Origin of the sequence: Chryseobacterium tructae, assembly GCF_030409875.1 — a bacterium.
GTDB classification, from domain to species: Bacteria; Bacteroidota; Bacteroidia; order Flavobacteriales; family Weeksellaceae; genus Chryseobacterium; species Chryseobacterium tructae.
Genome location: NZ_JAUFQR010000002.1, coordinates 42019 through 57368 on the forward strand (window position 1 = coordinate 42019; position 15350 = coordinate 57368).

Annotated in this window: 10 protein-coding genes and 2 pseudogenes; 6 read left to right on the plus strand and 6 right to left on the minus strand. The window is 35.0% G+C overall.

All coding sequences use genetic code 11. The features are described 5' to 3' along the window. Position 1: 1 nt before the first annotated feature. Positions 2-1428 (minus strand): annotated as a pseudogene (locus QWZ06_RS23145) (lipopolysaccharide biosynthesis protein). Positions 1429-1635: 207 nt separating this feature from the next. Between QWZ06_RS23145 and QWZ06_RS23150 the strand changes: the two are divergent. Continuing rightward, a complete protein-coding gene (locus QWZ06_RS23150) occupies positions 1636-2973 on the plus strand; it encodes a dihydroorotase (RefSeq protein ID WP_290301475.1) in 1338 nt (445 codons plus the stop codon). A gap of 221 nt (positions 2974-3194) precedes the next feature. On the opposite strand, the gene QWZ06_RS23155 is transcribed toward QWZ06_RS23150, so the two are convergent. The 3 genes from QWZ06_RS23155 to QWZ06_RS23165 all read right to left on the minus strand — a co-directional run bounded on the left by QWZ06_RS23155 (position 3195) and on the right by QWZ06_RS23165 (position 7517). Next, on the minus strand, positions 3195-5492 hold the full coding sequence (locus tag QWZ06_RS23155; protein WP_290301478.1) for a GH92 family glycosyl hydrolase: 2298 nt from the start codon (positions 5490-5492) through the stop codon (positions 3195-3197). Positions 5493-5564: 72 nt separating this feature from the next. Next, positions 5565-6254, minus strand: coding sequence for a response regulator transcription factor (locus QWZ06_RS23160; protein WP_290301479.1), 690 nt, complete (start codon positions 6252-6254; stop codon positions 5565-5567). Between the two features lie 15 nt (positions 6255-6269). Next, positions 6270-7517, minus strand: coding sequence for a sensor histidine kinase (locus QWZ06_RS23165; RefSeq protein ID WP_290301482.1), 1248 nt, complete (start codon positions 7515-7517; stop codon positions 6270-6272). A gap of 173 nt (positions 7518-7690) precedes the next feature. Here QWZ06_RS23165 and QWZ06_RS23170 point away from each other — a divergent pair, with 173 nt between their 5' ends. The 4 genes from QWZ06_RS23170 to QWZ06_RS23185 all read left to right on the plus strand — a co-directional run bounded on the left by QWZ06_RS23170 (position 7691) and on the right by QWZ06_RS23185 (position 12384). Beyond that, positions 7691-8101 (plus strand): DUF1573 domain-containing protein, encoded by a 411-nt coding sequence (locus tag QWZ06_RS23170; protein WP_290301484.1) that lies wholly within the window; start codon positions 7691-7693, stop codon positions 8099-8101. Positions 8102-8298: 197 nt separating this feature from the next. Then, positions 8299-9180 (plus strand): SDR family oxidoreductase, encoded by an 882-nt coding sequence (locus QWZ06_RS23175; protein ID WP_290301487.1) that lies wholly within the window; start codon positions 8299-8301, stop codon positions 9178-9180. A 78-nt stretch (positions 9181-9258) separates the two neighbouring features. Continuing rightward, complete coding sequence (locus tag QWZ06_RS23180) at positions 9259-11457, plus strand: M1 family metallopeptidase (RefSeq protein WP_290301489.1); 2199 nt, start codon at positions 9259-9261, stop codon at positions 11455-11457. 96 nt (positions 11458-11553) lie between these two features. Continuing rightward, entirely contained in the window at positions 11554-12384 is an 831-nt protein-coding gene (locus QWZ06_RS23185; protein ID WP_290301490.1) for an endonuclease/exonuclease/phosphatase family protein, read from the plus strand. Positions 12385-12388: 4 nt separating this feature from the next. Here QWZ06_RS23185 and QWZ06_RS23190 read toward each other — a convergent pair whose 3' ends face one another. Then, entirely contained in the window at positions 12389-13081 is a 693-nt protein-coding gene (locus QWZ06_RS23190; protein ID WP_290301595.1) for a response regulator transcription factor, read from the minus strand. After that, a pseudogene (locus tag QWZ06_RS28030) lies at positions 13082-14383 on the minus strand (sensor histidine kinase); the annotation flags it as partial. It abuts the gene before it with no gap. 118 nt (positions 14384-14501) lie between these two features. Here QWZ06_RS28030 and QWZ06_RS23200 point away from each other — a divergent pair. Next, positions 14502-15335: a GLPGLI family protein gene (locus QWZ06_RS23200; RefSeq protein ID WP_290301492.1), complete on the plus strand. Its 834-nt coding sequence runs from the start codon at positions 14502-14504 to the stop codon at positions 15333-15335. Positions 15336-15350: the final 15 nt, after the last annotated feature.

The window sequence follows — 15350 nt, forward strand, 5'->3', positions numbered from 1 at the left end:
TTTAATTCTTCCTGATTCTTGATAAGATCATATCTTTTTCAGAATAGATCAGAATTCCAAGGAAAATTAAGAATAATAAATTGCTTGTTAAAATATTATAGTTAAGATATTTTACAATAATAAAACTGAAGACTCCTAGTAATAGTAAGAAGAAAGACATTTTCTTCATTCTATAAGGAATTGGGTAATATTTTTGTCCCAGCCAATAAGAAACAATCATCATGATGGTATATGCTCCGAATGTTGCCCATGCAGAACCAATCATGCTGTGGTAATAAGAGAGGGCTAAATAATTCAAAGCAATATTAATCCCTGCCCCAATCCATGAAATTGCGGTTCCAACACTCGTTCTGTCTGTTACTTTGTACCAGGTGGAAAGTTATAATATATTCCGAAGCAAAGATTTGCTACAACAATAATCGGGATAATGTCTATAGCGATCCAATATGATTTGTTGGGGATAAAAACGCTTTTTAACCAGGAAATATTGGCGATGATTCCTAACGCTACGGCACAGGCAAAGAAAGCAAAGTATTCTGCTACTTTAGCATATGTTTTCTTAGCATCACCTTTGTCCATTTGTTTAAAAAAGAAAGGTTCAATTCCCATTCGGTAAGCGGTAACAAATAAGGTCATCAATACGGCTAATTTATAGCAACCACCATAAGCACCGGCTTGTTCATCTGAAATATGATTTCTTTGAATTGATTTATCGAAATTTTCGTTCACCATAAAAGCAAGACCTGCCAACATCAATGGGAATGAATATTTGATCATTCGTTTGAATAATGAGGTAACGAATTGGAATCTTACTTTGAGTATTATAGGAAGTAGTAATAAGAAACCTAAGGCACTTCCCGCCAGATTACTGAAGAAAGGATAATCTACATTTTGGTTTAAGCCAAAGCTTTTTGATACATTTTCCGGAATCCAAAAGAATAGAGCCGCTGTAAAAACCGCTTGAAATATGGATTGGAAAACTCTTATCGCCGAATATTTGATAGGTTTATTATGAAAACGAAGCCATGCAAAAGGAATGACTAATAAGTTGTCAAAAAATGCAATTAAAGCAAACCATTTAATATATTGAGGATTATCATGATAACCTAAATAATCAGCAATGGGCTGATTGAATAAATAACATAAGGCAAGGAAGAGGGAAGAGGTTGAAAACAAAAACCAGAATGAAGTATTAAAGGTCTTTTTCTCATTGTCATCTTCCGCAGAGAATCGAAAATAGGCAGTTTCAAAACCGAATGAAAGGATAATATTGACAAATGAAATCCACGCATAAAGCTGTGTGAAAATCGCAAAACCCTCATTGGGAATTTTATAGATTAAAAGTGGATTAAGGATGAATAAAATAATTCTTGGAGCGATAGCACCTACTCCATAAATAATTGTTTGCCCTAATAATTTCTTATACAATTCGAAAAATTTTATGCAAATGTAAATATTTAGAAATTGATTTATTACGAGTGGTATTAAAATTCATTCATAAACCTTAATTTTGCTTTTTATAGAAGTTAAAAGCAAGATGTTATAAACTAGTGCTTGTATGTATTCATCTGTTCTGATTGATAACATGATTCCTTTCTAACCTCTCATTTCTAATCTAATTTCTAAAAAAGTAAAATGAAGACCCTAATCAAAAATGTAAATATTGTCAACGAAGGGAAGATCGTTGAAAGTGATATTTTAATAGAAAATGACTTAATTTCAAAGATAGCTTCTGATATTTCTGAAGATGCAGATCAGGTAATTGATGGTTCTGGAAAGTATCTTCTTCCGGGAGTGATTGATGATCAGGTGCATTTTCGCGATCCGGGACTTACCCATAAAGGAGACATCGAAACAGAATCAAGATCAGCGATTGCTGGTGGGGTAACCAGTTTCATTGATCAGCCTAATACGGTTCCTAATGCTGTTACTCAAGAGTTATTGGCAGATAAATATGAAATAGCTTCTCAAAAAGCATATGCAAATTATGGCTTTATGATGGGAGGAACAAATGACAACCTTGAGGAAGTTTTAAAAACAAATCCAAGAAATGTTCCCGGAATAAAATTGTTTCTAGGATCATCTACAGGAAATATGTTAGTAGATAACCCTGAGACTCTTGAAAATATTTTCAGTAATACAAAAATGCTGATTGCTGTTCATTGTGAAGATGAAGCGACTATTAGAGCCAATACTCAAAAGTATGTGGATGAATATGGAGAAGATATTCCAGTGAAGTTCCATCATTTGATCAGAAGTGAAGAAGCTTGCTATAAGTCTTCATCAAAAGCTATTGAACTGGCTCAGAAAACAGGGGCAAGACTTCACGTTTTTCACCTTTCAACGGCTAAGGAAATGGAACTTTTCAGAAATGATATTCCATTAAAAGATAAAAAGATTACAGCTGAAGTATGTGTTCACCACCTTACCTTCACGAATGAAGATTATGATACAAAAGGAGGTTTAATCAAATGGAACCCGGCTGTAAAAACACAAAAAGACAAAGATGCCCTTTGGGAAGCTTTGTTGGATGACAGAATTGATGTTATAGCAACAGACCATGCTCCTCATACTGCGGAAGAAAAGAATAATGTGTATACAAAATGTCCGTCAGGGGCACCATTAGTACAGCATTCACTAGTTGTGATGTTGGAAAATTATAAAAATGGAAAAATATCTCTAGAAAAGATAGTAGAAAAAATGAGCCATAATCCGGCAATTCTTTTCAGAGTGGAAAAAAGAGGATTTATAAAAGAAGGTTATAAAGCGGATCTTGTTTTGGTAGACTTGAATGCGGACTGGACAGTATCCAAAGATAATTTACTCTACAAATGCGGCTGGAGCCCGCTGGAAGGAATGAACTTTCACACTAAAGTTACTCACACTTTTGTTAATGGACATTTAGTTTATGATAATGGGAAAATTGCTGAAGAGAAATTTGGAGAGAGATTGTTTTTTGAAGTAAAAGAATAAGATTATAAAAATCAACAGAAGCGGGCTTTAGCCCGCTTTTTATTTTAGATATTCCATTGGCTTTAGCCAAAGCTTATCAATATGTAGATTAAAAATAAATGGTAGAGGATATTTATTTCTCACAGATTACACAGGTTTTTAGACTCAATCATCTGCTCAATCTGTATGATCTGCGTGAGCTTATTTAAATATAAAATTCTAGAGGAAATATTCTTTAGAATCTATTTTTTAGCCTTATTTCCCATATAAAATGTAAGTTTTCCACCATTCATGATCTCAGAATGCTTCAATGTGAAATTCTTGATCTCTTTTCCATTTAAGAGAATCTTTTGAACATATACATTTTGTGGGCTTTGATTGATGGCCTCAATCTCAAAAGTCTTTCCATTTTCTAAATTCAAAACAGCATTATCAATGGCAGGGCTTCCGATTGAATAATTTTCAGAGCCAGGTGCTACAGGATAAAAACCTAATGAACTTAAAATATACCATGCACTCATTTGTCCGGTATCATCATTCCCACCTAATCCATCGGGTGTTGCTTTATATTGCATCTCAAGAATGTGACGGATCTGTGATTGCGTTTTCCAAGGTTGGCCTGCCCAATTATAAAAATAAGCAACATGATGTGCCGGTTCATTTCCATGAACATACCCACCGATGATCCCTTCTCGGGTAATATCTTCTGTATCTGCAAAAAATTCATCAGGCAAATGCATCGTAAATAATTCGTCAAGCTTTGATGCAAATTTCTTTTTTCCGCCCATCATTGTTATCAGCTCATCTGGGTTTTGAGGAACAAAAAAGCTGTAGTTCCATGAATTTCCTTCGATGAATCCTTGTCCGTGTGTACTTAATACATCAAAATCTTTTTTGAAACTTCCATCGGCTAGACGTGGACGCATAAAACCAATGGTTTTATCAAAATTATTTTTCCAGTTTTCAGAGCGTTTGATGAACTGATTGTAAATTTCTGTTTCACCAAGGTGTTTGGCAAGTTGAGCAATAGCCCAATCGTCATACGCGTATTCCAAGGTATTTGAAACTGAAGTTCCGTTTTTTTCTGCAGGAATATACCCTAAGTCAATATATTGTCCGATGCCTTCATAATCTTTTTTGTTGGCTGTAGCTACGCAGGCTTTCAAAGCTTCTTTTGGGTCACCATTATAATTTCCTTTAATGATGGCATCTGCTACTACACTTACACTGTGATAGCCGCTCATACACCAGTTGTCATTGGCATAATGTGACCAGATAGGGAGCATTTTCATTGAAAACTGATTGTAATGTGCCATCATAGATCGCACCATATCATTGTTTCGCTTAGGCTGGATAATATTAAAGAATGGATGAAGCGCCCGATAGGTGTCCCATAGAGAGAAAGTTGTATAATTAGTAAAACCATCAGCTTTATGTACATTTTGATCCAATCCTTTATACTCTCCGTTTACATCCATATAGGTAGTAGGGTTGATAAATGTGTGATACATGGCAGTGTAAAAATTAGTCTTTTGGGTATCAGAACCTTTAATGACTATTTTATTGAGCTCTTGGTTCCATGTTTCCTGTGCTTTTGCTTTAACCTGATCAAAAGATAAGTTTCTTGTTTCTTTTTCAAGGTTTTCCAGAGCATTGGCCTGACTTACCGGGGAAATGGCAAGCTTTATTTCAATCGCTTCATTTTCATTAGTATCAAAATCAAAGTACATTTTCAGATTCTTTCCTGCGATCTCAGGAAAATTTTTTGTTTGATCAAACTTTCGCCAGAAACCTTTGTATACTTGTTTTTCATCATAGCTTTTCTGCCCATAGGATTTAAATGATTTTGAAAACTTCATCGCAAAATAAACCGTCCTGGTTCTTGCCCAACCATTGGTTTGTCTGTAACCTGTAATGGTATTTTCATTTTCTACACGGGCATAAGTCCAAACATTTTTTCCATCATAGTTATAAATTCCTGCCATTAGATCCAAGATAATATGGGATTGATCAGATTTAGGGAAAGTATATCGATGAACTCCCACTCTTGGAGTAGCTGTTAATTCTGCTAAAATGTTGTAGTCGTCAAGTTTCACCTGGTAATATCCGGCTTCTGCTTTTTCGTTCTGATGAGAAAATCTGCTTCTGTATCCGTTTTCAGGATGGGTTGCTGTTCCCGGGTTAAGCTGAAGTTTACCTACAGTAGGCATGATCAGAAAATCGCCAAGATCAGAATGTCCTGTACCACTAAAGTGAGTAGAACTGAAGCCTGTGATGGTTTTGTCTTCATAACGATATCCTGCACAATACTTGTACACTTCACCATTGTATTTCCCGTTAAGTTCGTAAGAAATAGAATCAGTTTCAGGGCTTAGTTGTATTGCTCCAAAAGGAACTGTGGCACCAGGATAGGTGTGTCCCATTTTTTCAGTACCAATCAATGGATTTACATATTGGTACAATTTTTCAAATTTTTGAGCTTTACAGTATAAGCTGGAAAATAAAAGAAAAAGAAAAACAGAGGTTGTGTGATTTTTCATTAAATGATAAATTTTCAAAGATTAAAATTAATTAAAATCATCATTTACTGTGTTGTTGTGAAAGAAATTTGTCTAGTATTTGTTTTTTTCAGAAAAGCGGAAACCTATTCCATGAAGGTTTTCGATCAGAATATCGTGTTCATCGGCCAATACCTTGCGTAATCTGGAAATAAATACATCCAGACTTCGCCCCATAAAATAATCATCATCCCCCCAAATAGCTTTCAGGATATCTTGCCTTTTTAGAACCATATTCTTATTTCGGATAAAATACAGAAGCAATTCAGATTCTCTTTGGGTAAGACTAATGGTACTCACGGTATCCTGTAATGTGTAATTTTTGGGATCAAAGTCATATTTCCCAACTTTATAATTTGAAGAATATGTGTTGGTTTTTTTCGAACGTTTCAGAAAAACTTCAATTTTCAGGATGAGTTCTTCTATGCTGAAAGGCTTTACCAGATAATCATCAGCACCTATTTTAAGCCCTTTTATGCGGTCTTCTTTTAATGCTTTTGCTGAAATGAAAATGATGGGAATATCAGAGTTTTTATGGCGAATCTGCTCAGCTACTTCAAATCCGTTCAGTTCCGGCATCATAATATCCAGCAGGCAGATATCAAAAATTTGGTCGCTAAAGGCTTCAAGAGCAGATTTTCCATCAGAATAGCAGCTGATGTCATAATACGTTTCCAGGCTATCTTGTATCAGGAAAGCAATCGTTTTGTCATCTTCCGCATATAAAATTTTAGATTTCTCCATAGGTATTTATTCAAATTAAAACGGGAAAAATAGAGTGGTGGTAATTCCTTTGTCCGCATTATTCTCAACTGAAATTTTCCAGTTATGTTCCTGCACAATTTTTTTTACATAAAACAAACCTAATCCAAAGCCATTAACCTCTTCACTTCTTTTTGTATTTATCCTGTAAAACTTCTCAAAAATATGAGAAATATTTTTAGCCGGGATTCCTATTCCATTGTCTTTAAACTTTAAATATAATCCTTTTGAATCTTTATAGGATGAAATCACAATTGTAGGTTTTACCTCACAATATTTAATGGAATTATCTAGAATGTTGTAAATGATGTTGGTAAAATGAAATTCATCAGCCATGATTGAAGTACTGTTGTCAATTTCTATATGAATGCTGAGGTCTTCGTCTTTTTGCTGTATAGCATCAGCAATATCCTGTACAAATAGGAGTAATATAATTTTCTGAAGCTTTAATGACATTCCTGAAGCATCATTTCGGGCAAGATTTAATATCTTTTCAATATGGCTGTTAAGTTTGTAGCTTTGATCGATAATAATGGAGGTATAGGTTTGCAGTTTAGTATTTTCCTTCACCATTTCCTGCTTATTGAGGGCTTCCGATGCCAAAAGGATTGAAGATAGAGGTGTTTTAAACTCGTGTGTCATATTATTAATGAAATCACGCTGTAATTCCGAGAATTTTTTCTGCTGAATGATCGTATAGATAGAATATACATATACAAGAAGAATGATGATCAGAGCAAATGTGAGCAAGTACCAGAACCGTAACGAACTGATCAGATAAGTTGCTTTATCAGGAAACCGGATAGAAAAATAATAGATGAGATTTTTATGCTTTGGAAAGTTGATTACCTTATTACTGGGCTGTTCCTGATGGGTAGTCATATACTTTCCATAAATCATTTTATCACTGTGACAGTTGTATAGAGCATATACATAATCGGTATTGATCTGAAGACGGGTGAATTCTGTTTTCAGATAATACTCAAGCACTACAGGATGAAACTCATTGTTAATGTTAACTACATAATAATCGTTGGCAATATTTTGAACAGGATTTTCAGTAAAAGAACTTTTTCCACCGGATAATTTTTCTGCGACTTCCATCAACGCAATATTTACCTTTTGATTGAATTTCTTATCTTCAAGATTATAAGCCTGACGAGCCCAGATCAGCTGAGCTATTAAAATACCGATAATAGCGATAAACCCCAGCGTTATAATGATATTGAGTTTTTTGATTTTCATTTTACAAGGCAATATTATCCAAAAATATCTATTAATCTTTTATCATTAACAACTCATTAACAAATGTTTGATAGCAGTTAACAAGTTATAGAGCTTATCTGCTTTACATTTGTGATATCATAAGGAAAAATACAAATGTATTTATGATATCTAACTATTAAAAATTTATACTCATGAAAAAATTAAAAATTACAGCAGTTTTAGCAGTTCTAGCTTTCTCTCCATTCTATGCTAATGTATTCTCAACAGAAGGTTCTTCAATTGTAAAAATGGTAGCTGATGGCATCAAATGGAAATCAGAATCTATAGATGTAGGAAATATTCCTCAGGGAAAACCAAAGATTATCAGATTTGAATTTACCAATACAAGTTCAAAACCGATCATTATACAAAATGTAGCTCCTTCATGTGGCTGCACAACAGCAGATTATACTAAAACTCCTATTCAGCCAGGTAAAAAAGGTTTTGTAGAAGCAAGCTATAACGCTGCAGCGGCTGGACCATTCATGAAAACGGTGAACGTTACAACCAGCGAAAGCAAGACACCTAAAACCCTTTCTTTCAAAGGAACAGTTGCTTCATAACTCATATTTCAATATCCACTAAAAGCTGTTTTACAGAAAGTAAAACGGCTTTTTTCTTATTACTATCTCCTGCATAATTTTAAAAAGTGAAAGGAAGAATAATTATATTAAATTTACATACAAAGTATCATTAATTTTCTTCAGGAATCTTTTGTCGCCTGTAGAATCTATATTATATTTATTAAAATCATTAAATTATGAGTATGTATACACAACCCATGTTGCGCGAAGGTGCACTAAAAGATAAAGTAGCGATTGTAACCGGCGGCGGAAGCGGTCTTGGAAAAGCGATGACCAAATATTTTCTTGAATTGGGAGCCAAAGTGGTGATCACTTCCAGGAATCTGGAAAAATTAGAAACTACTGCAAAGGAACTGGAAGCCGAAACTGGTGGAAAAGTTCTTTGTGTAGCTTGTGATGTAAGAAACTGGGATGAAGTGGAAGCTATGAAGGAAGCCACTATTAAGGAATTTGGTAAGATTGATATTTTACTAAACAACGCTGCTGGAAATTTTATTTCTCCAACAGAAAAACTGACTCATTCTGCTTTTGATTCTATTTTAGATATTGTTTTAAAAGGAACCAAAAATTGTACACTTTCTGTAGGAAAACACTGGATAGATTCTAAAACTCCAGGAACGGTTCTGAATATTGTAACCACTTATGCATGGACTGGTTCTGCCTATGTTGTACCATCCGCTTGTGCTAAAGCAGGAGTTCTGGCAATGACCAGATCACTGGCCGTAGAATGGGCAAAATATGGAATTCGTTTCAATGCCATTGCACCTGGTCCTTTCCCTACTAAAGGAGCTTGGGATAGACTTCTTCCGGGAGATTTACAGGAAAAATTCGATATGAAGAAAAAAGTTCCGTTGAGAAGAGTAGGAGAACATCAGGAGCTGGCTAACCTTGCTGCTTACCTTGTTTCAGATTATTCCGCTTATATGAATGGAGAGGTTGTAACCATTGATGGTGGAGAATGGCTTCAAGGGGCAGGAGAATTCAATATGCTTGAAGCTATTCCAAGTGAAATGTGGGATGCATTAGAAGCAATGATTAAATCTAAAAAATCAAATTAATTAATTTTTTTATATAAAAAGCTCCCGGATTTGTAACAATTCCGGGATTTTTTTTTACCTATACAAAAAGTTTTTCAAATGAATTGTAAATTTCCAATACTTGTTTCCACCGTTGCAGCTTTCCTTTTTACAGGATCGGTATACGCTCAGGAGACTCCAAAATATGATTATGTAGAAGCATTCAAACCATTCTTCTACCCTCAGACGGGTACGGAAACCCGCTCTGCAAGCGGGCAGCCGGGACATGCCTATTGGCAGAATTCAGCAGATTATCACTTAAATGTAAGTCTGAACGAAGATAAAAAAGAGATTGCAGGAACTGCTGAAATTACCTACACGAATAATAGCCCAGATCAACTAAGCTTCCTTTGGTTGCAGCTTGATCAGAATTTATTTGCAAAAGACTCCCGAGGTAATGCTGTCGTACCTTTGTCCGGAAGTAGAAATGGAGCTCATGGAGAAACTTTTGAAGGCGGATATACTATTAAATCTGTAAAGCTTGATGGCAAAGAAGTAAAATATACAATTACAGATTCAAGGATGCAGATTGATCTGCCCAAAGAATTAAAAGCAAAGGGTGGGGTTGCCAAAATTACCATCGATTATTCTTTTATTTCTCCTGCATATGGTTCAGACAGAATGGGAATACAGGATACAAAGAATGGTAAAGTATTTACTATGGCACAATGGTATCCAAGAATGTGTGTGTATGATGATGTATTAGGCTGGAATACTTTACCTTATTTGGGTGCTTCCGAATTTTACTTAGAATATGGAAATATTACCGCTAATATTACTGTACCTGCCAATCATTATGTAGTGGCATCCGGAGAATTGCTGAATGAAAAAGAAGTATATAACAAAGAAGAAATCAACCGATGGAATCAAGCCAGAAACAGTGATAAAACAGTAATGATTCGTCCTGAATCTGAAATTGGAAAAAACAAGGCAACAGGAACGAAGACCTGGAAGTTTAAAATTGTTCAGGCGAGAGATTTTGCGTGGGCTTCATCTGAAGGCTTTATTTTGGATGCTGCAAGAATTAACCTTCCAAATGGTAAAAAATCATTGGCTATTTCTGCTTATCCGGCTGAAAGTGCTGGCGAGAAAGCATGGGGAAGATCTACAGAATATACTAAAGCTGCTATTGAGCACTATTCAAATAAATGGTATGGATATACTTATCCTGCAGCAACCAATGTTGCAGGGAATGAAGGCGGAATGGAGTATCCGGGAATTGTTTTCTGTCATATGGATTCAAAAGGAGAAAGCCTTTGGGGAGTTACAGACCATGAATTCGGACATAATTGGTTCCCTATGATTGTAGGCTCTAATGAAAGACTATTTGCCTGGATGGATGAAGGGTTTAATACTTTTATCAATGGACTTTCAACAGAAGCTTTCAATAAAGGAGAATATTACAGGAAAAAAGATATGGCAAGAACGGGGAGTTTTCTGATGAGTGATCATCTAGAACCCATTATGGTAGGTCCTGATAATATGAAAGAATCAAATATAGCTGCATTAGCTTATTATAAACCGGGTGCTGGATTGTCTATTTTAAGAGAATCTATTCTTGGACCGGAAAAGTTTGATAAAGCATTCAGAACCTATATTGATCGTTGGGCTTTCAAGCATCCTACCCCTTGGGACTTCTTCCATACAATGGAAAATGTTTCCGGAGAAGAATTGAATTGGTTTTGGAGAGGATGGTTTTTTAATAAATGGAAAATTGATCAGGCAGTTAAGGAGGTAAAATACATCAATGGGGATTTTAAAAACGGAGCTCAGATTACTGTGGAAAACCTTGGTCAGTTGCCAATGCCTACAACCGTTCAGTTGAAATTCAAAGATGGGACAGTGCAAACTGTAAAGATTCCTGTTGAGGTTTGGAAGAGAAATAAAGAATGGAAATTTAAAGTGGACTCTAATAAAGAAGTTGCTGAGGTGAAATTGGATCCCAATTCTATGATTCCTGATAGCAACGTGAAAAATAATACATGGATACCTTCAGATGTAAAGCCGATTGATAAGATCAATGCTAAAGATTTTATGGGTACTTATGGAAGTAAAGAGTCTCCGGTTAAAATAACATTTATTGAAAAAGAGGGTAAGCTTCTTGGAAAAGCAGGTGAAAAACAAGAATTTCCTTTGGAATACCTAGGTGATGATAAATTTGCTTTTGAACAGGCGGGTATCACAATTGCTTTTAGCAAAGATAAAAAGACAATTACCCTTACTGACAACGGAAGGGAATATAAATTTAATAAAGAATAATCTTTTTTGTAAGAAGATAATTTAACATTATCATGATATAAATAAGGCTTCTCTCATCCAGAGAAGTCTTATTTTTGTCTCAAATTGATAGATTATATGGTGCGTTTCAGCTTTTCAATGATGTTTCTTATGCTTTTTGCATTGGGATTTTCACAAGACCTTACGGTAATGAGTTTTAATATCAGATTGAATGTTGCTTCTGACAAAGAAAACGCATGGCCGGAGAGAAAACAGGAGGTTGCTGATTTATTAACCTATTATCATCCTGATTATTTTGGAGTTCAGGAAGCACTTCCCGAACAAATGAAGGATATTAAAAATGATTTGAAGAATTACGATTATATCGGAGTAGGGAGAGATGATGGGAAACAGAAGGGAGAATTTTCTGCTATTTTTTATGATACCCAAAGGCTGGAAGTCGTAAAATCAGGAACGTTCTGGTTGTCCGAAACTCCTGAGAAGCCTTCAAAAGGATGGGATGCAGCATTGAACAGAATCTGTACTTATGCTATCTTCAAGGATAAAAACTCAAAAAAAGAGTTTCTGGCTATGAATCTTCACTTTGATCATATTGGAAATGTAGCCAGAGTAAAGTCTTCCGAACTCATTCTAAAAAAGATCAAGGAGCTTAATCCTGAGAATTTGCCGGTAACGGTAAGCGGAGATTTTAATCTTACGGATGATACAGAGCCGGTTAAAATCCTTTCACAGAATATGAAGGATACTTTTAATCATTCAGAGACGAAACATTATGGGCCTATAGGAACCTTTACGGCTTTTAATGTGAATGAAGTGCCTAAAGAAAGAATCGATTATATTTTCACAAAAGACTTTAAAATAAGATCTCACCGTCATATCAACGACAGAAGAAAAAACCTCCTTTATCCGTCGGATCATTTTCCGGTTATGGTAAAGCTTTCCTTCTAAAAAATTAAATGGTGGGAAAATCAATCTCAAATCCAATTCCTCTAAGGGATTGGATTTTTACATTCGGGTCATTACTAAAATACTTTCGCAGTCTGCTGATAAATACATCAAGGCTCCTTCCTGTAAAATAATCATTGGTTTCCCATAAATTATCCAGAATATTATTTCTTGTGATAGTAGAATGATTATGCTTCAAAAGATACAACAGGAGCTCCTGCTCACGGATTGTCATCCGGATATTTCCATTGGGGTGGGAAAGAAGAAGTTTTTGAGTATCCAGAGAGTATTCCCCAATCTTTAGCTGAGATTCTACAGCAGAAGGTGAAGTTCTTTTCAAAATATTTCTGATTCTCAGCACCAGTTCTTCAGGGTCACAAGGCTTGGCAATATAATCATCAGCTCCTATTTTTAACCCGGTTAAACGATCAATTTTTTGATTTTTTGCAGTTAAAAATAAAAGCGGAAAATTGTTTTTTTCCTTTATTATCATTTTTGCCAATGAAAAACCGTCGATATTAGGCATCATAACATCCAGAATACCCATCTGAAAAGGAAAATCAGTGGTAAGAAGAGGAATGATGTCCTCAGGATTCTGAAACCAGCTGACATCAAAGTCTTCCAGCTCAAGATATTGCTTAAGTATTGTTCCGAAATCAGAATCGTCTTCTGCCAGTAAGAGTTTAGTTTCATAAGGAATGGTTATTTTAAAAGTACTTCCAATACCAGCCTGGCTGGAGACATCAATCTTGCCATGATAGGAAGTGATGATTTCTTTCACAAAGTAAAGCCCAAGCCCAAGTCCTTTGCTATTATGAATATTATTCGATTGTATTCTGTAGAATTTTTCAAAAATATTTTTCAGCTCTTTACTTTCCATACCTTGCCCGTTGTCGGAAACCTCAATTTTCAGATGTTGAGAAGAGGTATTGATATTGACTGTCACAGTGGAAGCACCATATTTGATACTATTCTCACAAAGATTCTTGATCACTGTTTCCATAAAGTTTTTATCGAAAGGGAGCTGTATAGCGACTTTATTTTCAAATTTAAAATCTATTTTCGGATACGTAAAAGCCAGATCCTGAATAAAGAAATCCCAGTTTTCAGGTTGTATTGCAATTGTTTCATCCGGCGTTTCATCTTTGTGAAGCTGTAGCATGAGGCTTTCCAGTCTTGTAATTTGTCGGTCGATAAGTGGCAGGGTATCTGGGTTCCAGCCTTTCTTTAGTGTTTTGGAGGCTATTTTTAAAGTAGCTATTGGCGTTTTAAACTCATGGGAAATGTTATCCACAACAGTGTGGAGAACTTCTACCTGCTTTTGTTGCTTGATGAGGTTTTTGACCGTGAGAATATATAATAAAAGAACACTTACAAGTAAGCTCACGCAGCAAATAATTAATACAATAATCCCTCTGAACACGAGACTTTGTATATTTTCAATTTCAATTTCTGTTTTGGTCTCCACATGGAATGCATCCATATTATTTATCGTTTCTTGTCCGGAAGTTTCCTGGATAGAAGACGTTCTCCATGTTCCGATACTGGTAATCCGCGGTTTTCTCACCTTATCTTTTGTTTCATAAATGGTGACAGGTTGTTGTATCAGCTTAGTGCTGTCGGGAAGATGAAGGATTACATTATATTGAATTCTTACACAGATGATATATCCGTTTTTTTTGTAACGATCATGAATGTAAGTTGTTAAATTCTTGCTGGAATTTTTTTTGTTCTCAACCAGATATTTTAAGAAATCCTGTTTGTTGAGTTTTTTGTGATAGTATTCAGTGACAACTTTTTTCAAAGAATCACTTTTATTGTCACTGGAAGAATGATTGTTGACTACCTGATCAGTATAGACTGAAATATTCTGGTCTATAGATCTATATATCTCCCTTTCTTTAACCTGATAGGTTTGATATATAAAATATACCTGAATGCCCAGCAAAAAAAGAAACAGCGTGGCAAAAATATAAATCAGATTTTTATTCTTGGATATCATCAAAACAAAGATAAAGCTTTACCATTGTACTGAAACAGTATTTTTATCATTAACCTTTCATTAACCAATCTGCTGATATATAATATTTTTCTTAATTTTAAAACACAAAGACGATCCCATGAAAAAGCTTATTATTCTTTTTATAGTATTGCAGGTGACTGTAATGAGCGCTCAGACTCATCGATTCATCTATGAGCTTCAATACAGGCCGGATTCCAATGATCCCAATTATGATAAAGAAGAAATGGTGCTGGATATCAACCCTGGAGAAGTAAAGTTCTATGAATTTGAATTTTTGGTGAATGATTCCCTTAATGTCCTTCATGGAGGAATGTCTTCTCAGCACACCAGTTTGTCTGAACAAACCATCATTCGGAAAATAAATTCCAATAAAAATAAAAACTACTTTCAGATCAGAATGATGCCTTACTATTATGTTTTTGAAACTGAAGATAATATTCAGTGGAAAGTAGAAAATGATACCAAAAAGATCAATAATTATAACCTTCAGAAAGCAACTGCAAAATTTGGAGGAAGAAGTTGGACAGCATGGTTTACACCAGATATTAACATTCCCGAAGGGCCTTATAAATTCAGAGGATTGCCAGGATTGATATTGTATATTGAAGATGATAAGAAAGATTTTATCTACTCTTTTTCTAGAAATAATAATCTGCCCAAGACCTATGATACAAAAGGATTTCTCGAAAAACATTACTCGATGGATCCTATTACAATTGATTTTAAGAAATGGGTAAAGCTCAATCTTGAGTTTTATAACGATCCTTACGCCAGGATGAGAACAGAGTTTCAACCGGATTGGAATGTAAAAATCAATGGACAACAAATTAAAAGTAAGGAAGAATTTGCTGGTCTGACGAAACAAACGCAAATGGATATAAAAAAATATTATAATCCGATAGAATTGGATAAAGCCATTCCTTATCCATAAAATATAGCTTAGATG